The 24,905-nt window shown below is 58.8% G+C and carries 24 protein-coding genes and 1 pseudogene; 12 read left to right on the top strand and 13 right to left on the bottom strand.

Annotation, left to right across the window (positions count from 1 at the left end; all coding sequences use genetic code 11):
* Positions 1-290: 290 nt before the first annotated feature.
* Positions 291-500, top strand: coding sequence for a DUF7563 family protein (locus HALLA_RS19745; protein ID WP_049955233.1), 210 nt, complete (start codon positions 291-293; stop codon positions 498-500).
* Positions 501-687: 187 nt separating this feature from the next.
* On the opposite strand, the gene glmM is transcribed toward HALLA_RS19745, so the two are convergent.
* Positions 688-2,001, bottom strand: a complete 1,314-nt coding sequence (gene glmM, locus HALLA_RS19740; protein WP_049955213.1) for a phosphoglucosamine mutase — start codon at positions 1,999-2,001, stop codon at positions 688-690.
* Between the two features lie 443 nt (positions 2,002-2,444).
* Between glmM and HALLA_RS19735 the strand changes: the two genes are divergently transcribed.
* Positions 2,445-2,726: a MarR family transcriptional regulator gene (locus tag HALLA_RS19735; protein ID WP_242406264.1), complete on the top strand. Its 282-nt coding sequence runs from the start codon at positions 2,445-2,447 to the stop codon at positions 2,724-2,726.
* A gap of 60 nt (positions 2,727-2,786) precedes the next feature.
* Here HALLA_RS19735 and HALLA_RS19730 read toward each other — a convergent pair whose 3' ends face one another.
* Together HALLA_RS19730 and HALLA_RS19725 are read right to left on the bottom strand one after the other, a co-directional pair.
* Entirely contained in the window at positions 2,787-3,797 is a 1,011-nt protein-coding gene (locus HALLA_RS19730) for a lipid II:glycine glycyltransferase FemX (RefSeq protein WP_049955212.1), read from the bottom strand.
* Position 3,798: 1 nt separating this feature from the next.
* Positions 3,799-5,418, bottom strand: a complete 1,620-nt coding sequence (locus HALLA_RS19725; protein ID WP_049955211.1) for an alkaline phosphatase family protein — start codon at positions 5,416-5,418, stop codon at positions 3,799-3,801.
* Positions 5,419-5,643: 225 nt separating this feature from the next.
* On the opposite strand from HALLA_RS19725, the gene HALLA_RS21745 reads away from it, so the two are divergent.
* Together HALLA_RS21745 and HALLA_RS19720 are read left to right on the top strand one after the other, a co-directional pair.
* Positions 5,644-6,084: a hypothetical protein gene (locus HALLA_RS21745; protein WP_339325769.1), complete on the top strand. Its 441-nt coding sequence runs from the start codon at positions 5,644-5,646 to the stop codon at positions 6,082-6,084.
* Positions 5,973-6,782, top strand: a complete 810-nt coding sequence (locus HALLA_RS19720) for a DegT/DnrJ/EryC1/StrS family aminotransferase (RefSeq protein WP_339325771.1) — start codon at positions 5,973-5,975, stop codon at positions 6,780-6,782. Before HALLA_RS21745 ends, HALLA_RS19720 begins: the two co-directional genes overlap by 112 nt.
* A gap of 44 nt (positions 6,783-6,826) precedes the next feature.
* Here HALLA_RS19720 and HALLA_RS19715 read toward each other — a convergent pair whose 3' ends face one another.
* Positions 6,827-8,482, bottom strand: coding sequence for an ATP-binding protein (locus HALLA_RS19715; RefSeq protein ID WP_049955210.1), 1,656 nt, complete (start codon positions 8,480-8,482; stop codon positions 6,827-6,829).
* Positions 8,483-8,822: 340 nt separating this feature from the next.
* Between HALLA_RS19715 and HALLA_RS19710 the strand changes: the two genes are divergently transcribed.
* Positions 8,823-9,431: a trimeric intracellular cation channel family protein gene (locus HALLA_RS19710; RefSeq protein WP_394298883.1), complete on the top strand. Its 609-nt coding sequence runs from the start codon at positions 8,823-8,825 to the stop codon at positions 9,429-9,431.
* Between the two features lie 280 nt (positions 9,432-9,711).
* Here the strand turns inward: HALLA_RS19710 and HALLA_RS20330 are convergent.
* Positions 9,712-10,087 (bottom strand): annotated as a pseudogene (locus tag HALLA_RS20330) (hypothetical protein).
* A gap of 1,168 nt (positions 10,088-11,255) precedes the next feature.
* Here HALLA_RS20330 and HALLA_RS19705 point away from each other — a divergent pair.
* A complete protein-coding gene (locus HALLA_RS19705; protein WP_049955231.1) occupies positions 11,256-12,083 on the top strand; it encodes a ParA family protein in 828 nt (275 codons plus the stop codon).
* Positions 12,076-12,450, top strand: coding sequence for a hypothetical protein (locus tag HALLA_RS19700; RefSeq protein ID WP_049955208.1), 375 nt, complete (start codon positions 12,076-12,078; stop codon positions 12,448-12,450). Before HALLA_RS19705 ends, HALLA_RS19700 begins: the two co-directional genes overlap by 8 nt.
* A gap of 148 nt (positions 12,451-12,598) precedes the next feature.
* Here the strand turns inward: HALLA_RS19700 and HALLA_RS19695 are convergent, their stop codons facing one another.
* Both HALLA_RS19695 and HALLA_RS19690 read right to left on the bottom strand, forming a co-directional pair.
* Complete coding sequence (locus tag HALLA_RS19695; RefSeq protein WP_049955207.1) at positions 12,599-14,038, bottom strand: pyridoxal phosphate-dependent decarboxylase family protein; 1,440 nt, start codon at positions 14,036-14,038, stop codon at positions 12,599-12,601.
* Between the two features lie 179 nt (positions 14,039-14,217).
* Entirely contained in the window at positions 14,218-14,814 is a 597-nt protein-coding gene (locus HALLA_RS19690; RefSeq protein WP_049955206.1) for a GNAT family N-acetyltransferase, read from the bottom strand.
* A 249-nt stretch (positions 14,815-15,063) separates the two neighbouring features.
* Here HALLA_RS19690 and sugE point away from each other — a divergent pair, with 249 nt between their 5' ends.
* Complete coding sequence (sugE, locus tag HALLA_RS19685; protein ID WP_049955205.1) at positions 15,064-15,384, top strand: quaternary ammonium compound efflux SMR transporter SugE; 321 nt, start codon at positions 15,064-15,066, stop codon at positions 15,382-15,384.
* Between the two features lie 110 nt (positions 15,385-15,494).
* On the opposite strand, the gene HALLA_RS19680 is transcribed toward sugE, so the two are convergent.
* Together HALLA_RS19680 and HALLA_RS19675 are read right to left on the bottom strand one after the other, a co-directional pair.
* On the bottom strand, positions 15,495-16,571 hold the full coding sequence (locus tag HALLA_RS19680; protein ID WP_049955204.1) for an AI-2E family transporter: 1,077 nt from the start codon (positions 16,569-16,571) through the stop codon (positions 15,495-15,497).
* 56 nt (positions 16,572-16,627) lie between these two features.
* A complete protein-coding gene (locus HALLA_RS19675) occupies positions 16,628-17,953 on the bottom strand; it encodes a cytochrome P450 (RefSeq protein ID WP_049955203.1) in 1,326 nt (441 codons plus the stop codon).
* Between the two features lie 133 nt (positions 17,954-18,086).
* Here HALLA_RS19675 and HALLA_RS19670 point away from each other — a divergent pair, with 133 nt between their 5' ends.
* Both HALLA_RS19670 and HALLA_RS19665 read left to right on the top strand, forming a co-directional pair.
* Entirely contained in the window at positions 18,087-18,746 is a 660-nt protein-coding gene (locus tag HALLA_RS19670; RefSeq protein WP_084569155.1) for a helix-turn-helix domain-containing protein, read from the top strand.
* Between the two features lie 66 nt (positions 18,747-18,812).
* Entirely contained in the window at positions 18,813-19,745 is a 933-nt protein-coding gene (locus tag HALLA_RS19665; RefSeq protein WP_049955201.1) for a hypothetical protein, read from the top strand.
* A gap of 424 nt (positions 19,746-20,169) precedes the next feature.
* Here HALLA_RS19665 and HALLA_RS19660 read toward each other — a convergent pair whose 3' ends face one another.
* Together HALLA_RS19660 and HALLA_RS19655 are read right to left on the bottom strand one after the other, a co-directional pair.
* A complete protein-coding gene (locus tag HALLA_RS19660; RefSeq protein WP_049955200.1) occupies positions 20,170-21,066 on the bottom strand; it encodes an SRPBCC family protein in 897 nt (298 codons plus the stop codon).
* 493 nt (positions 21,067-21,559) lie between these two features.
* Positions 21,560-22,054: a DUF892 family protein gene (locus tag HALLA_RS19655; protein ID WP_049955199.1), complete on the bottom strand. Its 495-nt coding sequence runs from the start codon at positions 22,052-22,054 to the stop codon at positions 21,560-21,562.
* 192 nt (positions 22,055-22,246) lie between these two features.
* On the opposite strand from HALLA_RS19655, the gene HALLA_RS19650 reads away from it, so the two are divergent.
* The gene (locus tag HALLA_RS19650; RefSeq protein ID WP_049955198.1) at positions 22,247-22,516 is read left to right on the top strand and encodes a hypothetical protein; all 270 of its coding nucleotides are present in this window, start codon (positions 22,247-22,249) and stop codon (positions 22,514-22,516) included.
* 112 nt (positions 22,517-22,628) lie between these two features.
* Positions 22,629-23,546: a hypothetical protein gene (locus HALLA_RS19645; RefSeq protein WP_049955197.1), complete on the top strand. Its 918-nt coding sequence runs from the start codon at positions 22,629-22,631 to the stop codon at positions 23,544-23,546.
* A gap of 28 nt (positions 23,547-23,574) precedes the next feature.
* On the opposite strand, the gene HALLA_RS19640 is transcribed toward HALLA_RS19645, so the two are convergent.
* Positions 23,575-24,021, bottom strand: coding sequence for an SHOCT domain-containing protein (locus tag HALLA_RS19640; protein WP_049955196.1), 447 nt, complete (start codon positions 24,019-24,021; stop codon positions 23,575-23,577).
* Between the two features lie 22 nt (positions 24,022-24,043).
* Positions 24,044-24,820 (bottom strand): 2-phosphosulfolactate phosphatase, encoded by a 777-nt coding sequence (locus tag HALLA_RS19635; protein ID WP_049955195.1) that lies wholly within the window; start codon positions 24,818-24,820, stop codon positions 24,044-24,046.
* Between the last annotated feature and the right edge of the window lie 85 nt (positions 24,821-24,905).

Below are 24,905 nucleotides of genomic sequence, written 5' to 3'. Positions count from 1 at the left end.
GGTTCTGGTACCTGGTCGGGATGTCTGTCTTCGAGTCGGTCGAACGATCCGGTGGGGCGATATCGGTGTTCTCCACGTGGTCGTCGCAGGGATGGAATTCGGTAGAATACGACCGGTGAAACAACGTATTACGGTTCGGAAATATAGAATTTCCGCTGATAGGGACGGTAACAATACGGATTTATAGACACTCTTTAGGTATGATTAATGACAGATGAAAGAAACGCTCGACAACTCGGTCGACGTTATGCAGCCTATAGTAAATAGTATCCTGTCGAAATGAACTGATGATGTCGACGGAACCAACCGAAACCAAGTGGACGCCGATGACTGCTGGCCAACAAACGACCGCGCCCCGCTGTGTCACCTGTGGGAATCAGGTCACGCGCCAGTTCGCACGCGTGTTCGGAGACAACCGGGATGTCGTCCACGCCTGTCCCGACTGTTCTACGTACCGAGAGATGAAGACGTCCGATTACATTCCGGAAGAAGACCGATAGCGAGTCTCGTCCTCGGGTGGTCCGTACAGAACTGCCGTTCCTGTCGAATCCTGGTGCCGTAGGCTGATAGTCTCGAATAGACCCAACCGTGGCGTCACAAGCCTCGAAGCCTCTCGTCTCGGATCGTCGCGACCTCGAGTCTGTTCCGCTTCGTAGCCTGCAGTAGGTCCTCGTTTTGCCGATCGCGTTACTCCCCGACGAGCTCGGTCGCCTCCTCGTACAACTGTGCGGCGCGGCCGCTCTCACGCGCTTGCGCGGTAACCCGGATTATGGGCTGGGTTCCGCTCGCCCGGAGCAAGAACCAGCCGTCTTCGGTTTCGACGCGCACACCATCCCGGTTGTCGACATCGTCGTACGTCTCGAGGACTCGACGTTCGACGTCGTCCATCCGGCGGGATTTGTCGTCGGATTCGATGGCTCCTCGGCGAATCGGATAGGAGTCGATCTCGGACTCGAGGCTCGAGAGCGGTCCACTGGCCGCGACCAGTTCGACGAGTTTGGCGGCAGCCAGTGGCCCGTCGGGACAGAGCGTTTCTTCGGGCCAGATCCATGCGCCGCTGGGTTCGCCCCCGAAGACGACGTCCGCGTCGGTCGCTCGCTGTGCGACGAACACGTCCCCGACCTTCGTTCGGACGAGAGAGCCGCCGCGGGCGGCGAGTGCGTCTTCGACGGCCAGACTCGTATCGACCGGCGCTGCAACGCGGTCTCCGTCGCCGACTTCCTCGCGAGCGAATAGCGCGAGCAACGAATCTTTCGGCACGAACGTTCCGGTCTCGTCGACGGCCATCATCCGGTCGGCGTCACCGTCGTGGGCGACGCCGAGGTCCGCATCGCTCCCACCGACGAGCGTCTCGAGGGATTCGAGCGTCTCCGCGGTCGGCTCGCTCGGTCTGCCCGGGAACGAACCGTCCGGCTGGGCGTTCAGTGTCCGGACCGTACACCCCAGTTGCTCGAGCACCGTCGCCGTTATCTGACCAGCTCCGTTCCCGACGTCGACGACGACCGAAAGCGGCTCTCGAAGATTCACGCTCGAGCGGATTGCGGATGCGTGCGATTCCGTTGCCCCCGAGAGCGTCGTCCGATCTCCAGTTTCGTCCCACGCGGCAGAGTCGACAGCTTCCGATTCGACCCGTTCGACGATGGCGGCCCGCCGGTCGGGGCCGAACGCCTTCCCCGACGGCGTCCAGAGTTTGATCCCGTTGTCCTCGGGGGGATTGTGCGAGGCGGTGACGACGACTCCCGCGTCGGCATCGGCCCAGCCGACCGCCCGGGCGATCGTTGGGGTGGCTGCGATCTCGCCTTTGATCTCGAGCGCGTCGGCACCGCATTCACACAACCCGGCAGCGATGGCGTCGAGCAACATCGAGCCGCTGTCTCTGCTATCCCGTCCGATGACGACCCGATCGTACCCTTCCGAACCGAGCGCGCGCCCGATCTCGAGTGCGAGTGCTGCCGTCACGTCTTCACCGACGCGACCGCGAATGCCGCTTGTTCCAAACATATCTGTACCTGTGTTCGGACAGCCGTTACTATGTTATGACTACCTCCGGGTCAGTAATACACATGTGACAGGTTTGGCCATGGTGGAAGCGATAGTCACTCGATCGTTCTCTGTGTAGGCTGTACTACTCACACAGTTGTCCACAGCGGATTCGTGTATGGCTCCATTTCGGCGCTCTATTCGTCGACCTGATCGCGATCGTTAGAATCTCGATGGCTGTCCAAGTTTGTTGAAGTCTGAGTTTGCGAGAGTATATCGGCGTTCGATATGTGATCGTTGAAGGGAACGTCCACTATCGAATTCCGTACGGAGAACAATTATAATACTAACCTACAGATCGGAACGATCAAAGCTATCTTACCGTCTCGCGTTGGCAATTAGCTCGAGCGATAGGCCGCCTCGTTCCGACTTAATCGGGACTCTCTCGTCAATTACCGATACCAATGACATCATCACATTCCCCGGAGGTCTCAGGCACAGTCTCTCCAACCGACACCTCGAGTACCGACGCGCCGCTGACTGAGCTATCACCGAGCGCAAAATTGGTCTACAAAGTGCTCGAGTACGAGGGACCGATGACACAGGAAGCGCTCGTGGTCGAATCGCGTCTCTGCTCGCGCACCGTTCGATACGGATTGCGAAAGTTAGAGGCCGAGGGAATCGTCGATAGTCGGGTCAGTCTCGACGACGCACGCCAGTCCGTCTATCGAATCTGTGACACATAGTGCGAGCGCATACCCGCGTCTTCAGGCGCGGGAGGAGGTCAAGAGTGACTGGCTGTCTTCTCACCGGAATTTTCGGTATCGATCGATCAGGAGATCCACTCCGTAGGCTCCGTTCGTTATGGTATACTGTGACTGCAGCTCGGGATTGAACTTCGCTTTGTAGCGATTGATGCTCGGTACTCCAGCACCCACGAGGTCGTATTGCTCGACCCCGTTTTCGGCCCCGTCCCGGATCACGTGCCAGTCGAGGACATCATTGATCGAGATGTCCGCGTTCATGTCGGGTTTTACGCCGCCCTGCCATCGGTAACGCGTCGTCTCCGATTCGACGACGAGGATGCCGCCGACGAATTCACCGTCGACGCGGCAAACGTACGGTCGTATCGCGCCGTCGGGAAGGTGCTCGTACAGCGAGCGAGCGAAGCCGTTGTTCATCTGGTAGGACTGGCCCTGGCTCTCGTACCGTGCTCGAACCTGATCGACGATCCGGTCGATATCGTCGACCGTACCTTCTTCGACGACGTACCGATCTTCCGGGGCATTTCGGATGTTCGAACGCGCGTCACTGCTGAACCGATCGAGTAGTTCGTCGGTCGATTTGTCGAGATCGAGCACGTACGTGTAGCCCGGCTCGACATCGTATTCGTTCCAGGTGAACGGGCGAATGTCCGGAAACTCCGCGGCGACGAACTTGCTGTAGACGGGCGATAGTTCCGTCTCGATCCACTCGAGACAGCCGTCAAGAAACCGTTTCGTTCGACGATCGGCCTTTCGTTGTTTGAGTTTGTCGACGTTCAACAGGGCGGGCCCAAGGTAACACGACCACGAGAACGGAGCCGGCGAAAATACGCCCGTGATCGGCCCCTTATTGTACTCGAATACCGGAAAGAGTCCGACCGCTTCCTGCCCTTTGAATCCCGCGAGCAGGTGCGGTGTCGTGTCCGAATCCGCGGCCTGTAACTCGAGTGCCTCGGTCCGAAAGAACGGGTTCGTTCCCGGCGACCGTTCGACGTAACGGTTCCACTCTGTGGCATCTGTCTCCATATCGAGGACGCTGATATCGATACTCATCTTAGAGATAACCGAGATCCGAGAGTCGCTCTTCGACGGCCCTTTGTTCGGTCGCCGCGATCGGTTCCGGCTCGTAGGTGGGGTACTCCGCTCGGTCGCTGGCTTCGACGAATGGAAGAACGTTGCCGTCCATCGCCGAATCGATTGACACGTCGAACAGCGAGCAGATCGTCGGTGCGACGTCGAAGATCGTCGCGTCCGTCAACGATGCGTTCTCGTCGAACGCCGAACCCGCGCCAGCGACGATGCCGGTCCGCTTGTGGTTCCATGGCTCCATCGGCTCGCCGAACGTCTCCTTATCGAGGTCGGCAACAATCGCGTTGTCGAATCCCTTCGGAACGGTGAGGATGTCCGGTGCATTCTCGATTTCGGGGCCGTGGAAGTACGTTTCCCGCGGTTCGACCGCCTCGAACATCGGCTCGTCGTCGGGCGTTCGGACCGCTCGTAACTCCTCGATTAACTCCGTCCGGAACGACTCGTACTCCGATGCTGGAACCTGCCCGTTCGGCTCGCGTCCCTCGAGGTTGATCCGGAGGCCGAGTTCGCTCTTCGAGCGGACGTATACCGAAGATTCGGGGAAATTCACCTGTTCGCTCGCCGCGCGAATCATATCGTTGGGAACTCGCTTCCCGATCGGCTCTTTCAACCCAACGGTGTCGAGCGCGTTCGCGATCCGCTGGGTCGTAATACCGAATTTTGCAGCGACGTTCATCGAGCGTTCGAACATGCCAGGCGTGTGATCTCCCGCCTCCTCCCCGTCTAACAGGTCGTTTCGCCAGGCTTGCGACCAGTCGGGCATTCCCTCTCCGCCGCTTTGGGCGACGAGATCCCCGCGATCGCGAAGGAACTCGTTGACCCGGAATTCGTGGCCATCGACCGTTCCCATTCCGTGATCGCTGACGAGCAGGACGTTCTCGGGCTCGACGGCGTCCAGTGTCTCTTCGATCTCCCGGTCGACGGCACCGTAGACCGCTTCGATCGCGTCCGTATCGCCTGGGCGTTCGTGAAAGACGGAATCAGTTTGCTGGAACTGAACGAATCCGAATCCGGGCTCGAAGCGCCGGCAGAGATATCGAAACGCGTCGCCACGGCGTTCGATCGTTTCCTCGTAGCCCGCAATCTCACCGTCGGAGTAGTTTCCGCCCTGCGGGTACACCTGATACCCGCTACATTCGGATTTGATGTCCGCGAGCAGCCCCTCCGGGTGACAGTCGGGATCCTCGGGGGCCGTCATCCCCGGAACGAGCGCGCCGTCGAACGTCCGTGGTGGGTGCGTAACGGGGACGTTAACGACCACGCTCGTGATCCCGTTCTCGCTCAGCAGTTCCCATACCGCCCGCTCGCGAACGTGCGTCGAATTAACGACGTCCCACTCGTAACCGTCGAACGACAGGAAATCGAACACGCCGTGTTTACCGGGATTCTTCCCGGTGTACATCGAGGGCCACGCGCTGGCAGTCCAGGGCGGGATCTGGGACTCGAGCGGTCCGCTCGCACCGCCCTCGACGAGTCGTTGTATCGTCGGCGTGATTCCGGAATCGAATAACGGCTGCAATACCGGGAGACACCCGGCATCGATGCCGATGACGAGAAGTTTACAATCGTCGTCCGTACCTTCCATAGGCACGCAGTTGATCGGTTTCGGCTTTGTTATGCGATGACTGGGTCATCGTAGGAACGGGCTTCTCCTGTGGATGCTGTCCGGTCCCGTCTCCACCATTCGACAGTAAGCACTGCCTGATTCGCTCGCGAAGATGGTATTCCCACCATCACTAAGGTGGTGATCGTTCAGTACCGCGTACGTGGTGGGACGCTACCTGCTCGCCGAGCGTTCGGAGGCAGCTCTATGATCAGTGCAACCCCGTCGCTGTCTCTGTGGGCTCTCTCGAGTCACCGACCCGCGGATTTCGAATCGCTTCTCGAGCAATACGTAACCGCGTACGCTTTTTATGGATCAGGTAAGATCGCGCTTCGGGACGGCCTGAAAACGATTTCGACGGCCGGACAGAACGTCCTCCTCCCGGCGTACCTCCCCGACGCCGTCGCGGAACCGATCGTCGAACTCGGCCTCGAGCCTCGATTTTATGCGATCACAGAATCGCTCGGTCCCAACGTGGACGACCTTCGGAGTCGAATCGATACCGAGACGGCGGCGATGATACCGAGACGGCGGCGATCATCTCGGTCAACTACTTCGGTTTTCCCCAGCCCGGTCTCGAGACGATTTCGTCGATTACCAGCGAGTACGAGTGCTATCACATCGACGACAACGCTCACTCACCGTTGAGTGTGGACGACGGCAGGTTACTCGGAACCTACGGTGATATTGGAATTACGAGTCTCTGGAAACAGCTTCCGATTCCGAACGGCGCGTTGTTATACCTCAATTCGGATCGTCTCGCCACGGAGTATACGCCATCCAGGTACGAAGGCGTCCGTGACCGACTCGACACAACTGATTGTCAGTTTCTCATAAAATCGATCGCGTTCGAACTGTTCGATCGAAACGCTCGACTCCGCGAATCGGTAGACACACTCGTCAGCGGCAGCGGCGTGGGACGCGTGACGGCGTCACCGAGAAATCGCTACGAGAACGAAAAATCCCAGATGTCGAACCTGGCACACCGAGTTTTCGTCGACGCCGATCCCGAGTCGATACGGTCCAGCCGCCGGGCCAACTTTTCGGCGTGGCAGCGCGTCCTCGAGTCACGCTCTGACGTCGTCCCGGTTTTCGACACGCTGCCCGACGGAATCTGCCCACAGGTGTTTCCGGTCCGTGTCACGGATCCGTCGGAATTCATGTGGGAACTCGAGCAGGTGGGCGTCGACGGTGCCCACACCTGGCCGCGGCTTTCGGCGTCAGTCATGGATAATCCGGCCTACGAAACGTCGAACACGCTCTCGAAGTCGACGGTCGTCCTCCCAGTTCATCAACACATCGATCCGGCTGCCATCGAAGCGGTCGGAGACGATCTGACCTGGTGAATTCTACGGTTTACTGCTTTTCGTTCGCACGCTCTGCGATCCTGCTACTCCTCTTTTGCCGTCGCTTTTAGCGCCTCGAGAATGTCGGATTCGAGTTGGTACGTTCGTTCGGAGGGTCGACCGACGACACCCTGGGTCCTGAGTTCCGAAAGCAGGCTCTGTACCGCGACGGTGGACCGGTCGACGCGGCTGGCCACTTCGATAGTGGTCAACGGACCGGCCTGGGCGAGCGTTTTGATGACCATCCGACTCGTCTCGAGCGAACACCGGGACTGATCGCAGGCGGCGCTGAGACGGTCGTCGATCGGCGTCGTCTCGAGCAGCTCGTCGACGTTCTGCTGTTCGTCCGCGACGATAATCTGGGAATCCGCGACCGTAAGCCCCTCTGTTACGTCTGTGTAACCGAATTCGAAGTCATCTGCGTCTGCCTGGACGATCGTCTGTTCGCCCTCGCCCCCCTCGATTTCGTCGATCCGGTCTTTGAGTGCACGATTTCGCTTGGCGAGATTTTCCGTTCTGCCGCGCTGGGCCTCGAGTTTGTCCTGGAGGATGTCGATAACGTGATCTTTCTCTTCGAGTTCCGCCTCGAGTTCTTCGTGTTTGGTCTCGAGTTCGACGAGTTCGTCGTGCAGCCGTCGAATTTCGTCGTTCGACTGCGGGAGTTCGGTCTGGACGCTATCCGGATTTTGTAACGCCTCGGCCATCTGTTGGGCAACGCTCGAGATGTCCCGTGCGTTTCTCAGTTCCTCTTCGAGTTCTTCGATTCGGTCCCCGCGCTTCTCGAGGTTGCGCTCGAGTTCTTCGATCCGGCTCTCCTCGCGTTGCTTTCGCTCGGAAATTTTCTGAAGGTCGCCGACGAGTGCATCGGAGACCGATTTGAGTTCCGGGCGCTCGAAATCGTCCAGACCCGGCGTCGCGCCGGCGTCGAACGTCCGCTTGCGTCGGAACTGGATCTTTCGAACGTCCACGTCGTTCCAGTCGGTCTGGACGTAGGCCTGTCCGTCGCCGAGTTCCGAAACGAGTTCGGAGTACTCGCTGTCGATAATCCGGCCGACGACCTTGGTGTCGTTCTCCCAGGTTAGTCGGTGCCAGACGAGCCAGTTCGCCTGCGTGATGAAATCTTTCTTGACGTCTGCGGGTCGCTGGCTGATACCCAGGATGCCCAGGCCGTGCTTTCGGCCGCGCTTGCCGATCTTGATCAGCAACTTTCCGGTCTCGTCCATACCCCCGCCCTCGGGAATGTACTCGTGGACCTCCTCGACGACCAGCAAGAACGGTTTTTTGAGCTTCTTTTCCTTTACGAACAGTTGCCGCGCCGTCTCACGGAGGAGTTCGTTGGCGACCTCCTCGTCGAGATATCCCGACACGTCGAGGATTACGGGAACGTTCTCCTCGAGTGCGAGCGTCGCCATCTGCTCTGCGTGTTCGGGTCCGATCTGGATGTCACACTCTTCGTCCGCACCGGCGTGAAGCATCTCGTACTCCTCTTTGAGACCGTAGTACTCGCCGTCGGTATCGACGATCAACAGCGGGAACCCGGCTTCGAGGAGTTCCTCGGCGATCACCGATGCCGTGTTCGATTTTCCGCTCCCTGATTTTCCGGTCACGAACCCCCGTCCGGTCAGCAGTTCGACGACGGGAATCGTGACGTCGGTTCCGTCCGACGCTTCGCCGACGACGACCTCACGCTCGTCACTCACTGCAGGCCACCCCCATTCGCGCGCGCCTCGTTCATTACCTGTACACTTCTGTCACGGACCCTTGAATATTCGCCTCGAGACACACAACCAATTCGTAAATTGATACGTTGTTGGTGTGCCTTGATCCCATATCGGCTCAAAGAGCCTGTCGAGAGGTGATGCCGGAAGAGACGCGGATTGGCAACAGTCAATCCGGATCATATAGCGATCGCCTGTGTTACGGTCCAGGTGGATCGCGAAGAGAGCATCGCATACGTAGCACTCAAGAGAACTGCTCTCGTAGCCCCCACCAGTGAGTCAGGATCTCATCACAGTATTATTCGGGGACCCATTTGCTGTTATGAACACGATCGGCCTGGTCGCGTTCGCACTCGTCGGATCATCGAAGGCGATCCGTGAGGAGTTCGACGTATTCGGAATTACTATCGTTGGACTGGCAATGGCGTTTGCCGGTGGGGCGACGCGGGACCTCCTCGTGACTCGAGTACCATTAGCGCTTCAGTCCCCGATCGAAATCGGTTTGGGATTACTCGGCGTTAGCCTAGCGATCGCATTGAGCGTCGTCTTGCCGTCTCCGGATACCCATCCGATCACGCTCGTCTCGGATGCTATCGGCCTCGCCGCTTTTACGACGACTGGTGCTATCGTCGCAACGGAGGCGGGCGTTTCGGCATTCGGCGTCGTCGCCATCGGAACGATCAATGCGGTGGGCGGTGGCGCGTTTGCAGATATCCTTCTCGACAAGTCTCCGTTTATCCTCTTTGACGATTTCTACGCGAGTTGTGCAGTGTTCGGCGCGGGTGCATACGTTATCGCAGGCACCGTAGGAGCATCCGGAAGTACCGCTGCCGGAGTGTGTGCAGTTGTTACTGTCGTGACTCGGTTAGTCGCGGTTACTTACGACTGGAATCTCCCCACCGTGCAGGGTTTGGGGCTACTTAACCACTGAATTAGTTTCTCCGTCTGAGAGTTTTGTTGGAGCGAGCTATCCCAGACGGCGGACCGATTTCATCTAGCGCATCATATTTTGCGATCGGATCTCGCACGAACTCCACGCTCAATTCGCACACTGTATACGAAGTCTACACTTTGTACACATTGTACAATGTGTAAACCTCCTAACCGTTGTCAACCCAGTTGATCAGCTTGTTCAGACAGATACTCTTAGAGGGCTGTGAGTGTTTGCGTCGAGACAGCTGTTGTCCCGAAATCACTCCGGTTGTGGAAACTCATGTTTGCGCCCGTTCTGTCTCCCGATAGGCGACACCGAGGTCAAGGTCGTCGTACATTCGCTCGAGCATCGCCAGCGCTGACTGGAACTGGGCGTAGTGCTCGCGCATATATTCGATCGTTCTCGAGATTACCGGGTAGCCTTCGACATGCTCGATTTCGAGCGTCGGCCGAGGGTCGAGGACGATCTGCAGCGGTCGTCGGCGACCGAAAGTCCGTTATTATAGCGGACAAACCTGCATCCTCGAGCCGGTTGACGGCTGGTCTCACCGTCTCGTACGGCGTATGGATGTGCTGTGCGACACGACGGATGGAGTCACCACTCTCAATAGCGAGGATGACCTGAGCCGTTGTGTCGTCGAGCACTTCGTACATATGGTAGTTACCAATAATCTGGGAACAGTAACAAATCCTTCTTGATTGTGTGCTTTGAGTGATCGTTTGAGACACTCGCTAGTAGCTCAGTTTGCGCAAGAGCAGGTCGTGATGTGCTTGGGATGTCCTCATAGACCTGAACAGTGTGTGTTACGCGGCAGAATTTGATGGTTGGTCACGGGAGTTCATCACCCAGTTCCAGAGACAAATTCCTTCAAGGGGACGCTCTCGAACTGTTCACACTTTGTACACTGTGTGGATTTGACTTTGTCAGTCCATATCTTCCGTGTTCGATTTCATTGACTCCTCTCGCTGCACGGTTCGAATTACATCTATTCCGTCGAGGACATTTTACAATGTTTGCGAAGTGTAGAATGTGTTCACGTCTCAAACTTCGGTAACGGTTTGCACCTCGGAAGACGCGTACGATGTTGTAACTGTCTCGAACGTCTCTACTGTTCTCGCTGTGCGGACGATGTGGACTGTCGAGTTAGAACACGTTCTGGATGTCGTACTGTCTATCCCATCTCGAATTTCCACAAGGTTTACACTGTGTGAACTTTCGACCGGTGTTCGTATAAGGAACGGCTCTTTTGTGGTCTTATTCTAGACAGCGTACAATGTGTAAACATCTAAAACGCTGTATACTGTGTGAACGTTTCCGGCAGTGTTAAGTCATCTCACTGTGACGATTCTGCTGTCATTCGACGTTTCCACTGGACCCGGCTCGCGGTGTCGCTCGAGTACTAGGATACAATGTCCACACTGTGTACACGGCGTTCGTGCTTGAACAAAGGTATAGCCGCTCTACAGGCTATTCTTTGGATAATTATCGCGCTACTGCCCCAACTCCGAACCTATAAACTGTGTACACAGTTTGCACGGCGTAGGCCTTCTACACTGTGTAAAAAGCTTAGACGTTATGGGCTGTCAGCGATGTGGGGTAGGCGGTTCGCTCGAATTTGGAACCGTTTCCTCTGGACGATCGATTTTCGCTGTTCATCGATGGTGTGTCGTTCAGACACCCGCCCCACCCATACACTCCGCAGTCCGCAACGCGCAAACTTTGTAGAACGTCTACAATGTGTGAACCTTCTACAAGGCTCGAGCCGTGTGAACTGCCAAAACGGCCTCGACGGTGGAGACGGCGAACGAGGTGTTAACCAATATGAGTGACCAACGCGCCGTAAGCGTCGCTTTGCAAAAAGGCGGCGTCGGCAAGACGACGGTTGCGATCAATCTCGCAGAACGGCTCGCAAATCGATCGAACGACGTCTTGCTGGTCGACCTCGACCAGCAAGGAAACGCGACGGAAGGTGTCGGCCTCGCCGATGCCTACCAAAACGATGTCCACATCGGACACGTTCTCGAGGACAGTTCCGAGACGACGCTCGGAGACGTTATCCGGGAGGCCGGCTCGTTCGACGTGCTCCCGGCCAACGAGGACTTAGATAGCGTCGAAAACAGCATTCGGAGCGCGACGTTCGGCGAGCTCTGGATCAGAAACGAGATCATCGATCCCGTCCTCGAGGACACGTACGATTACGTCGTCGTCGATTCGCCGCCGAATCTGGGTCCGCTCGCGGATGCATCACTGATCTCGACGCAGAACGTGATCGTACCGCTCCGGATGAGCGAACCGAGCGTCAGCGGGTTCGAGCGCATGTACACCCAGCAGATCACGCCGATCAGAAAGGAGATCGACCTCGATATCATGGCCATCGTACCGAACGCGCTCTCCGGGGACAACGAGGAAAAGCGTATTATCGGCAACCTCGAGGAGTCGGAGTTCGGGAAGTATCTCCCCGAGTTCGCTCGCACCGATCACTTCGACGATCCGGATTCGCCCGGACCGGGAATTCGCGAACGCATCGCGTTCCGGCGTGCATGGCGTGAAGGGGTCCCGCTCGCGGAGTACGATCCGGAGAGTGACATGCTCGAGCGGCTGGATGCGCTTGCGGCGGTCGTCGAACGCGGAGGTGTCCTCGGTGCCTGATGATAATCGGTTCGCTGGTCTGGGAAGCGCCGTCGAGGACGAGGAGCCGGAACCTGAATCGGTCGAGGAGACGACGAGTGAGTCGGACACCGACGAACTCGAACGCGAGGAGAGTGTGTCTGATTCGGAGCCGGCGGCGTTTCCGTTTGACGATACGACGAAGAAAACGGTCTACGTGCGGCCCGAAACGATAGACGATCTCGAGGATGCTCGCGCACTCGTCGATGCACAGTTACGAACCGAACACGACGTGCGAAACTTGACGGGCCGAGAGTTCTACGACGCGGCCTTTCGGCTCGCGGCCGACGATACGGATGGGCTGATCGACGAACTTCTCGCTGCCCGTGGCGAGTCTGACGACGAGTAGGTGCGGAGCAGTCTCGAGCGGTCTCCACTATCGTCCGATACAGCGCATCTATAAACTCCATATAGCTATATCTTAGTTCACTCAACCTACCCATCGGAACATCTGTTAAGTAGTACTGCGTATCGCTCACGAAGTCACGTACAGCAGACTACGGTCGTTCCGCGTCCAGAAACACGTCGATCCCGTTGAACAGCCGGTCGAGCGTCGTCTCGTCGGTGAATGGATTCAATAGGACGACCCGGAGCCACCGGTTGTCCCTATAGGTCGGTAGCGAAACAAAGATATCCTGCTCGGAGAGCAGCCGCCGCTGGAGCCGCCCGTTGAGCGCATCCTGCTCGTCTGGTGGACACCAGTCGGGCGCAGCACGGAAACAGACGAGGTTCAGCTCTGGCTCGCTGGCCAGCTCCAACGCGTCGTGTTCGGCGACGCGGTTGCGAATCACAGCCGTCAGGCGGTAGCTCTCGTCGATCAACTGTCCGAGTCCCTCGCGACCGAGGTGCTGGAAGGTGAGCCAGAGTTTCAGGACCTCCGCTCGCCGGGTCCCTTGGACGCTCAGCTCGCCGAGATTCGGAATCGCATCGTCGCCCCGCATGTACGGTGCCCCAATTCGGAAATCCTCCTGAAGTACGTCGGCGTCGGCGAACAGTACCATCGCACACGTCTTCGCGACGTAACACCACTTCTGGGGGTTGAACGTAACCGAGTCCGCGGCCTCAATCCCGTCGAGTCGTCCACGCTCGGCCTCGGAGAAGACGAGGGCACCGCCGTAGGCTGCATCGACGTGTAGCCACAGGTCGTGTTCATCGGCGATATCACGGACCGCCGGGAGCGGATCGATGTTCCCCGTCGTGGTCGTGCCAGCGGTCGCGACGACGCAGAAGGGCACGCAGCCGCCTCGTTCGGCCCGTTCGACCGCCCGCTTCAGCGCGCTCGGCTTCAGTCGGGAGTCCGCGTCCGTCTCGACCGCGACGACGGTCTCGGTCCCGAGCCCGAGCACCATCGCGGCTTTCTGGAGCGACGTGTGTGCCACCTCGGACGCGAACAACACCGGCTTGCGATCCAGTCCGGTGAGTCCACCCTTGTGAACGTCGAACGCGTGGTTCCGGGCGACTGCCAGGGCGTGAAGGTTCGCGAGCGAGCCGCCGCTGGCGAGGATCCCGCCAGCGTCGGGCCCGAGGCCGAACTCGCTGGCGATGGTCTCGATCAACTGGACCTCGAGTTCCGAGAATACTGGCGACATCTCCACGCTCAACATGTTGTTGTTGACTGCCGATGCGACGAGGTCACCTAGCACCGACACCGTCGTCGGCATCGTGTCCATGTGGCCGATGTATCCCGGATGAGCGGGGTTCATCGATCCCGCAACGATCGTCTCGAGGTCGCCGAGAAGGTCGTTCTGGGACCGTGGAGACGCTGGAATCCTGACCGTAGGGACGGTCGATTCGTCTGGTAACGGCGACCGCTCTTCCGCCGCTCCGAGCTGTTCGAGGAGCTGATCAAGAACGTCCTCGGCGAGGTCCCGGACGGCTTCGGCGTTAGCCCCGTCCGGGTGGATGAACCCCGCTTCGGGCGAGTTGGAACGATTCATGTGTATTTCCTCTGTCCCCAGTGACTTCGAACATACTGATTCACTGGGCCGGCACAACCCGCTCAGCCTTCGGCGTAGGGAGATCTCCGGTCCGTGACCGTGATTCACTTCAGGGTGACAATTGAGTAGCGTCAAACTGCTGGATATACCCTCTGTACTGATCGGTAGGTACAGGGGAGCTACTTAGCGTTGGTCGCTTCGAAATACTGCTCTTTCGAAATCGTATATCTGTGAACGTCAGCAACAGTATCTGGCATCGAAAGCCAATTACGGAGAAGGCCATCGTATTGGCCCCCATACCGTTCAACATACTTTTCGATTGCTTGTTGAGACTGTTTGTTCCCGTCGATATGAGAGGCAACAACAAGCTCCAGGTCAAGCCGGTCAAACACGACGGAGAGAATGGCATCAGCCCGCTCTCCAGAGTATCCCCGTCCCCAAAATCGTTTATCTAAAAGGATACCCAGGTTGGCAGAACGTTTTTCCCATTCTGGGTATACCCCTGTTGTGCCAGCAATATCACTTGCTCCGTCTTCTCCTTGCTTCGGTCGAATCACGTACTTCGCACCCTCTCTCTCGCCCCATAACTGTTCGGCCTGATCGACATAATCATGCGTTTCTTTCATCGTCTTATGGGGAGGAGAATCCCAATATTTGAACATCTCCTCGGCCTCATCCGCGTCGCGGTAGAGTTCATAAAGGTCAAATACGTCAATAGAACTGTGTGAAATCCGTTCAAGTTGAAGACGCTCCGTCTCGATGCATTCTGGGAACATAATCTGTCACTCTCCGTCGAATGCGATAATTGTGATGGGGCTGTGCGTAGCAGTGTCTACTATGTTATTCACAAACTATCCGCATCAAGCACCACGGTCAATACGCAAGCTCTACTGATCAGCCCATTCACAGTCAGCTACACTGCCCATAAGTCACCCATCAAAATCGTCCTCCGAAAGTGCGACTATCTGGTGTGTCGGCTACGAACAGAAATTTTAGCCGTAGTGGATGTGTAGACCCGAGACGAAATGTCGTGGTATATTTTACTGGTCGCGGGACTGTTCGAAATCGGCTGGGCTGTCGGGCTCGAATACTCAGATGGACTCTCGAAGCCGCTGCCCACGCTCGGGACCGTCCTCGCTCTCGTTATTAGCATGATTCTTCTCGCTCAGGCGGTCAAGGATCTTCCCGTCGGGACGGCATATGCAGTCTGGACTGGTATCGGAGCTGTCGGCACTGCTTCGCTTGGAATCGTCCTCTTCGACGAGCCGGCCTCGCTGGCCAGGGTAGTCTGTATTAGTCTCATCGTCGTTGGGATCGTCGGTCTTCATCTCGCCTCTGGGCACTAACGCGCGGGTGGCGGGGATCGAACGCAAATACGTGCTGTCATCTTTCACGTTGGACGTACCGCATGTGTCTGATTCTCGTTTTCCGAATGGAGCCGTTTATCGGTACGGCCTCACTCGGACGATGAACGATCGGTACTCTCGAGCGACTGGGCGGGGTCTGGGTCTCCGGTGAGTTCTCGAGCGAATTCGTCGAGGGTGAGCTTCGCGCCGCCGAGGACGACGGGTCCGATGAACAGCCCGACGGCCCCGAAGGCGATGAGTCCGCCGAAGATGCCGATAACGACGATGGCGGAGTTGAACGCAGCTGTTTGACCGATCAGGGCCGGACGGAGATACGAGTCCGAGAAGGTGACCAATAGCCCGTAGACGACCATTACCGCGCCGGCGGTCGGACGGCCGACCGTTACGAGGTAGGCCGCTGCCGGGATCCAGATTCCGAACGCACCGACGAGCGGCAACAGCGTGAGGATGAACGTGGCCACGGTGAGAAAGATGACCGCCGGGACGCCGGCAATGACGAGTCCGATTCCGAGCAGTACAGCCTGGATCCCAGCGACGGCGACGTTCCCGACCACCGAGGCCCACATGAGTTGATCTAACCCGTCGCGTAGCTCTTCGAGAATCTCGTCTTCGATAGGCAACACCCACTGGAACCAATTGACTAACCGCTTTCCGTCCCGCAACAGTGCAAAGAGGACGAACAGCGTGACGGTCAGCCCGATGAACATTTTGGGCAGGCTGCCAACGAGATTGAGCGCTCCCGTCGTGATTTCTTGAATTCCTGTCGCAATCCGATCCTGGTTCGCCTCGTACAGGGAAACGAGGTCGACTGCGTAGCCGTTGGTCTCGAATACGTTCTCGATCGTGTTAACGTTGATATCCCCTTGTCTGATAGAGCGAACGACCCCGAGCGACTGTTGGACGGCGACCGTGATGGTGTAGACGAGCGGGATGAGCACGGCCAGTAAGGTCGCCACGACGACGGTTACCGCAGCGATCGTCGGCCTGACGTACTGCTCGACGCGTTGTTGGACTGGAAACATGATGTATGCGAGTACGACGCCGAACAGCACGTACTGGAGATACGGCAGGAGCACGAATAGCGCGAGGAGACCGCTTAGCAGGGCGAACGCGGTCAGGCCGGGCTGTTCGACGATCCAGTCCGGCGAATGGGGTCTGTCTGGCATGACCGGCAGTAGGATAGTCCGATAAATTAGTCCATTGATACAATATGTTGCTTATCTTATCGTTCGTGGGCAACCATTACGACGTCCTCTTTCGGCCGCGACGTTACGGTCGGGATCACCTCGAGCGTGCGATCGGAGACCAGTTCGAGATGGTAGTGCTGATAGATCGTCGCCAGCAAGAGGCGGGCCTCGAGCATGGCAAAGCGGTCACCGATGCACCGTCTTGGGCCGGCCGCGAACGGGAAATACGCCAGACGCGGAAGTTCGGACTCCATCTCGCTGGTCCAGCGTTCGGGTCGAAAGGTGCGGGCATCGTCGTACCAGCGCGGATCGCGGTGGACGACCCACTGACTCATGTGGACAGTCGCCCCAGCGGGGATCTCGTAGCCGCCGACGGTGTCGAGTGAAACCGCCTCGCGGACGATGGCCGGAACGGGCGGGAAGAGCCGCATCGACTCCTTGACCACCTGTTCGGTGTACGTCAATTGAGCGAGGTCGCTCATCTCCGGCGTCCGTCCCTCGAGTTCCTCGACGAGTCGCCGTTCGACCTTCGGATGTTGCGAGAGGAGATACGTCGTGTAGGTCAGCGAGACCGCCGTCGTCTCGTGACCGGCGGTCAGGAGGGTGATAATCTCGTCGTGAATCTGCTCGTCGGTGAGCGCGTTCCCCTCCTCGTCGGCCGCCGAGAGAAGCGCCGAGACGACATCGTCGCCGGGGTCCGCTCGTCGTTCTCGGATAATTTCCTCGACGATCGTATCGAGCGTTTCGCGCGCGTTGTCCATCTTTCTCCGCGAGGGAAGCGGAACTTCTTCCGGGAGGAGGATGTTCGGGAGACTCGAGGTTGCCGGGAGAAACGTATCGATAGCCGTGGAGATTTCCTCGAGGTGGTCCTCGACGTCGGCACCGAAGAGGGCTTTCGCGACGATCTGAAGCGTGAGTTCCATCATGTCCTCGTGGATCAGTAGCCGTTGGCCGTCGGACCACCGCTGGCACATCTCCTCCGTGAAGTCGGTCATCATCTCGGCGTAGACTTCGATTCGGTCGGGATGGAACGCCGGCTGAACGAGGTGGCGGTTTCGCCGCCACTCCTCGCCCTCGCTGTTGAGGATGCCGTTGCCGGTCAGCGGGCCGAGAATCTTCTGAAAATTCTCGCCTTTCACGTAGTTCTGATTGTTCTGGACCAGGACGTGTTCGATGTCGTCTGGATGATTGAGCTGGTAGACGTCTCCCCGAACTCCGTCCCAGTGGACGACATCACCGTACTCGGCGGCTACTCGCGATCTGAAATCCAGGCCGCCGCGGATCATCGCCGGATCCGCACCGACGACCGGCAGTCCGCGCGGGCCGGGCGGCGTTTCACCTGAGCGTGTCTCGTTAGGCATCGAGTGTCCCTACGGGTGGAACGGATTTGGATTTACTTTCTAGGATGCTAGAAACACTCTTAGGTCACTGTGCCTCTATCGTCCAGACGATAATGGTGGACAGCGACGATACCAACTCGTGGGTGACCCGCCGGTGAGATACGCGACACTCGCTCTCGGGGGTCAAGATACACAGATCGCCCCGGTTTTGGATCGATTCACCCGTTCTGACGCCGTCCGTATCGAATTCACTCGTCACATTGGTCCGATCGAGGACGGACAGCACGTCGTCCTCGTCGACCTCGAGGGAGACCTCTCGGCTGCCGAGGGGTTGCTCGCCGACTCGAGCGATATCGTTCAGTACGACGTGACCGGCGCGAACGGACGCGGGGTCGCGTACCTGCGATGTCGGAGCATCGGATTGATCGGCGACCTGTTGTCGATCCTCTACGCACACGACATCGTCCTCGATTGGCCGATAGTTCACTCCCAAACAGCGGACGGGAAACGCTATCGGTTCACGGTGATCGGAACGGAATCGGGGATCCAACGGGCGCTCGCACGCGTCCCCGGCGAGATCTCGGTCGAACTCGAGGAAATCGGTTCCTACGAGACGGGACCGGGCCAACGCGAGAGGGCGCTGACCGACCGTCAAGAGGACCTCCTCGAGCGCGCCGTCAGAGAGGGCTACTACGAGGTGCCACGCGAGACGACCCATCGAGAACTCGCAAGGAGTCTCGATCTCTCCGTCGGAACGGTCAGCGATCGGCTCCAGCGGATCGAACGGCGCCTGATAACGGCCTATCTCGACTGACGTGCTGCCAGAACCTGCGATTCGCAGCGTGTTCGAATTAAGGGCGTTCCCGTCTACAGTATACACGTGAGTTCGAATACGCTCGATGCCCTCGGGCGGGCCATCCTCGAGACGCTCGAGGAGGAAACCGTAACGTTCGACACGCTCGAGGCGACGTTCGATACGTCTCAGGAGACGCTCGAGTCCCATCTGGCACAACTGATCGATAACGCGCTGGTTCGGAAGGTAAACGGCGACGAGTACGAACTGACCGACAACGGCCGTCGGCTCTTGCGAGCCACACCATTCGGCGCGCGCGACAATCGCATCGACATCCCACCACCGGTCGAACGATCGATCGAGGGGCTCTCACTGACACCGGACGAAGCGCAGGCAGTCCGAACCGCGTTCTCGTTTCTTGCGTACTGGGGCAACGCGACGACCGCCGAACTCGTCGACGGCTGTTACAGCGAATCGCCGGCGGGTTACGAAACGCCGGAGCAGTGGTGGGCAACCTGTCTCGAAGACAGCCTTCGGGAACTCCCGCTGGTCACCCCTCCGGATCCCGACGCGACTGTCTCGAGCGCTCCCTCCTCACAACCGAATTCGTCCGCTTCGGACGAGTGTTCGGCGCCGATTGCGGAATTGTGGATGTACGAACGCACTCCCGTCATCGAACGGCTCGAGGACGAAGACGGGCGGGACGCGCCGGAGTCGGATCCCGAACCGTTCGGCAGCGTTCGCCACGGCCTCGAGAATCGAACGGAGAGCGATGCCGAACGCACGGCTGCTCGCGTTGCGTTCGGCGTCCTCTTCGATCAGGGGACGGCGACCGCTTTCGAACTGGCCGAGCGCGTCTATGCGGACTACCCGGCAGAGTACGACTCGAGTGACGCGTGGGTCGCCTGGCTTTCGGACGTTTTCGACGACCTCCCCGGTATCGAACGAGACGAGAAAACGGATGCCGAAATCGGCTGGAAGTACGAGTCCGCACTCGAGTCAGACGGTTTGGGTGAGTGAGTCCGATCGCAGTTCCCGGGAGTCGAGGGGCTGTTTGTCTGGTCCATTGTGTTGTAATTTGAACTACCAAACGGTGTAGAATGTGTACACTGTGTACACTGTTTACAATGCCTATACGGTTCAATGGCCTCGTTTCCCTTCTCACCCTATATCGTTGGAAAACACATTTATTCGATGTTTTGGTCCGTTTTAGTACTCGGTCCACTTGTCCGAGTGTAACTTCTACCGGACTACTTTACACTGTGTGAACTGTCTACACTGTCCGACAGCACGATGTGTGAACTGTCTACACTGTCCGACAGCACGATGTGTGAACCGTCTACACTTTCGAAATCCTATCGGCGTCGCCGTAGGCCTGTTTCGTCTTTCGACCTGACGCTTTTTCACGAGGAATTTCCATCGGAGCGGCTCGTCGCTTCGGACTTCACAGCAGGTCTCCCGTTCCTCGACCGGACGGGTTGGTCTCGAGCGACGGTATCTCTCCTGTCTCGGCGAGACTCTTGAAGCGGTTGAGCGCCTTGCTCTCGAGCATTCGCGGAACGATGCCGATCCCGTTGAGGACTCCGTTACCGAGCGAACCGCCGGGATGGTCGACTTCCAGCCGGAGCGTCACTTCCGTGCCCCGATCGGCCGGTGCGGGCCGAAACTCGACCGTTCCGTCGACCGAGACGCGATCGCCGTTGACGGATTCCCAGCGCAGGGACTCGTTGGGTTCTTCCTCGATGAGTTCGGTTTCCCACGTGAGCACCCCCTCGAGGGGGCCGGAAACCGTCCACTCCCAGCGTCCGTCGTCCGCGTTCACCGCCACCATCCCGTCTTCCTGGCCCATGAGCTGTTCTATCGTTCCCGGCTCGAGCCACAGTTCGTAGAGTTCCTCGGGTGATTTTCCCACCGTAATCGAGCGTTCGACTCGTGGCGGGTCCGTGTTCATTTTGGATCGAATTCGAGCAGCGATAGAGCTAGAACCGCCTCCGGTCGCCGAATCCAGAACGCGGTCGGGAGTCGTGTCGGCGTCAGCGTCGGTGTCGGAGTCTATTCCGATTTCGGAGTCGCCCTCGGTCTCGATGGCGTCTGCAGAATCCCTCACAACGCTGGTTTCGCGTTTCGACGTAGTACGTTTGTTTCCGGTGAGTCCTCGATAGAGGAGCCACCCGCCAGCAATCGTGGCGACCGATCCGCTTATCGAGCGTTTCTTGAGCCCGATAACTACGAGACCGCCACCGATTATGGTGGATGCAATCCGCTTCCACTGAGTGGCTGTACTCGCGGAATCGAGCGTCGCGTCATTTTCGCCGGTTTCGAAGGCAGCTTTGAGTGACATATCGATACCGAGCCTCGGTCTTGTAACCGCTACTGTCTCCCTTGGCTGTTGGGCGTGCACCTGCAACGGCGCGCCTCTCACGCGAACTGTCGCTGGGAACTGGTCTCCCCGCCTCGAAAACGCTCGAGAAAGCACTTCCTTCGTTTCTGCGTTGTAGCTACGGATGTCGGACGAAGAAGGGTAATCCGATGCGGCCTCAGAGTTTGGCAAAGCCGATAATTCCACTCGAGTACTCAGCACCCGAGAATTCCGAGCGAACTTCTGATTTACCGTGACGAGCTTGACAATCATATCGCGATATATGATTCATTTTGCCTAACGACACGTTCGACTGTATCCACTGTTCGCCGTGAAGAAAACCCATCCTACTCGACTCGAGGAGCGAACCCCCCTTCCATCTCTCGGTCGTGTCCGAAAAAATCGTGTGCGCCGACGTGGCCGCTTTCGATCCTCGAATCGGTCGTCGATATCGTTGGGTCTCCCTCGAGTTCGTTCACTGGGCCGGAATCGATTCGATATCGTAGTTTTCGGTCAGCGTTTTCAGTTTCTCGAGCGCATCTTGTTCCTCGCGGAGGTTTTCCTCGAGCATGTCCGCAGCATCGTCCAGCCCGAGCTGGTCGGCCAGCGGAAGGAGGTTCCCGTAGGCGGCGATTTCGTAGTGTTCCGTTTTCTCCGCTGCGGCCATGCTGTGATAGTCGAGGACGTGCTGTTCGGGGTCGGTCTCGAGGAACCCCTCGTACTCTTCGATCAAGCCCTCGATGCCCTCGCACTCTTCTTTCTCGGGCGGCTCGCCGAACTCCTCGAAGACCTGCTCGAGCCGGTCGATCTGCCCTTCGGTCTCCTGTCGGTGGTCGGCAAAGGCCTGTGCGATCTCCTCGTCTTCGGTGTGTTCTTCGAGGTCCTCGAGCGCCTCGAGAAGTTCGTGTTCGGCGTGGTAGATGTCCTCGAGGCCGTGTTCGAACAGATCGTGGATGGTGTCAGTGCTCATGGTGCGTTTCGATCGTCGGCAACCAGCCCGAAATGGGAACAGCCTGCGACGGCAGGCGCGCCGCCCGCGATCGGCCGTGGGTGTCTGTAGCGAAGTCCCGCGTGTCAGAGTGGCGTGCGGAGAATCGAATTGGACGGCGACAGAGCACATTCAAGCCCCAGATTGAGGTCCGATAGCGAGGTAGTCTCGACCATGGCCGAGATCCCCGACGTCGAGATGGTAGATACCGAAGACGAGTACATCCACGTCAGGTTTCGAGATCCCGACCGATACGACGACATCCGAACGCCCGACTGGGCTGACAACCCGGCGGAATCGGTGTCGGAAGGAAGCGAAGTTCGAACCGGGAAACTGGAGGGAGAAGACGACTGGGAGGTCACGAGCGTCCTGATCAAAAAGAGCGTCGGCGAGGAGAAAGCGAGAGAACAGGCGCGGGAAATCGTCGAGAAAATCGAATCGTAGTCTGGGTCGATGTCGGTCATTTCGTCGCCCTCGAGGCGCGAAGCGCTGTGAGTCCGACTGCCCGGCACTTTCGTGGTTGCAACTTTTGCTATGGCTCGGTGATCGATCCCGTATGGACGCGTACTGGTCACCGCTGTGTACGGCTTGTGAGGGACTCGAGTCGGGTTCTGTGCTGGTCACTCCCGTCTCGGAGCGCCCGTTCGAGATCGAGGCGACTCGCGACGATCGCATCGTCGTCAAGTTTCGAGACAGCGGCGAGGAACGACCGCTTCATCGGGAGCAGTTCAGCGTCCTCGTCGACCGCCTCGAGGGGAGCCCCATCACGCTGGAGACGCTCGCCCCGGGCGTCGAACCGTACGCGGCAGTCCTGAGTCTCGGCCCGGAGTTCGTTTCCGACGGCGAAGCGCTGTCGCTGGCTCTCGACGAGGCGGTCGGCGGGGAGAGTCCGCACCTCCTCACGCCCGAGGAGGCGCGAACGCGACCCGAACGCGTCCACGACGACGCCGTGTTGCTGGCCGACCTCCTCGATCGGGTGGATGCGGACGACCCGTCGTCGCTCGACACCGGGACGCTGACTGACCTGTACGTCCTCCTCTCGGACGTCCAGCGGGGTGCCGATCGCGTCAGGGGAACGGCCAGAAACTCCTTGCTCGAGCGTCTCGGCCCCGATCAGCAGTTGCACGGGCGGTTCGGCACCGTCAGGCGGACCACGCGCGAGCGGCGGTACTCGAAGGACGACGAGATAATTTTCGACGCGCTCGACGAACACGACGTTCCGCGCGAGTGGGTCCTCGGCGTCGATCCCGAGAAGTTGGACGTCGTCCTCGCGGTAACCGATCTGGACGAGGACGACGTGTACGACGTCGACGAGCAGGTCTACGTCCAGAAAACGGGCGTCGACGAGGGCGAGAAGTTCTCGCGCCTGCAGGGATTGGCGGAGCGACTCGAGGAGGTCGAGGGCGGGGAGGCGATTCAGGAGGACCTCCTCGAGATCGAACGGCGGATCGACGAGGCGCTTGCGTCCGGCTAGGGATCTACACTGTCCGGAAGCCGTTCCGTCACGTCGACTCGCGATCGAGGCGTCCGTGCTCGAGCCGGTCGGTGTCCGTCCCGCGGTCCGTCCCTTCGACTGTGGATGGTTCTCGAGTCCTCACGCCAGCCTCATCGGCCAGATCGGCGTCCTCACTCTCGAGAAGTCGACTCACTTTCTGCTCGAATTCTTCCTCGGCGATCGTCCCATTCGCGTATGCTGTTTTGAGGGCGTCTATCGGATCGTCCTGTTGCTGGCTGTCACCGTCGGCTTCGCCAGTCCGCTCCGCCGTCGTCTCGGTGTCGGGCTCGAGGAGGAACGCGAGGGGCATCCCGACGATGAACCCGATGGCACCGACGAGCAGGACCCACTCGATTCCGAGCGTTGCGCCGACGACCGCCACTCCCATCGATAGGAGGCCGATTACTTCGGCGATGTGCTCGGAAACGCGCTCGAGCAGGGATGTCCGTTCCATGGTTCATAACGCACCTCCCGCATCAATACGTCTCCGCTTTTCCGTCGGCTTCACCGTCGTCGTCCGCCGCGGTAATATCGTAGAGGCGCTGGCCCTCGAGTTTCGGCACGACGGTGCGGCTATCGAACGCGAGGGTGTACTCGTAGAGGTCGGTTCGTTTGATCTGGGGTTTGTTCTCGTACTTCGGCCCCTTGGCGAACTGAACGACCTGTCGGAAGGCTTCCCGCCGTTCGTCCGTGATCGTGATCCCGTGGAGGTGATGAGCGATGACCAGCGTGCCGACGGTATCTTCGGGCGAGGGTTTCCCGTTCGATCCGGCGGCGACGAGGTACGTCTCGCGGTCGCTCTCCCGAAGGTGCTCGGCGACGGCCCTGCCGTTGGTCAGGCCGCCGACGTAGATGTCTACATCGTCGCCGCCGGCGAGTCGAAGGTCGGTGATCGCATTCCCGCCGTTCGTCGACGTCATCGCCGTCGGGCGTCCGTCGACATCCACGTTCTGGACAAAACTCGGTGAGTTGAAGAAATCGTATCCAGGTTCTCCCTCGTAATCGGGGCCGGAGCCGCCGCCGATCTTCGCTCGAGGATGGTCCGCTTTGAATTCGGGTTCGTTCCCCCGTTGTTCGGTAACGTAGATGTACTCCGCACCGTTGGCGAACAGTTCGGGAACGGTGGTCGAAAACTGAGCGACGTCGACGACCACGTAGTTGCCCGGTGCCGGGTCGGCTGGCAACGACGCGCGCGAGGGAATAATCGTTTCGAGCAGTTGCGATTCCAGCGTGCTATCCGCAAGTCCGTCCATGTCGATGGCTTCGTGTCCGCACCCAATAGGATAACTAAGAGTAATATATAGTTGCCCTGACCGGTATGGCTGGGTATATATCCGA

It is taken from the genome of Halostagnicola larsenii XH-48 (assembly GCF_000517625.1).
Lineage (GTDB): Archaea > Halobacteriota > Halobacteria > Halobacteriales > Natrialbaceae > Halostagnicola > Halostagnicola larsenii.
The sequence above is the reverse complement of the archived record's forward strand: the minus strand, read 5'-3'. Positions and strand labels throughout refer to the sequence as shown.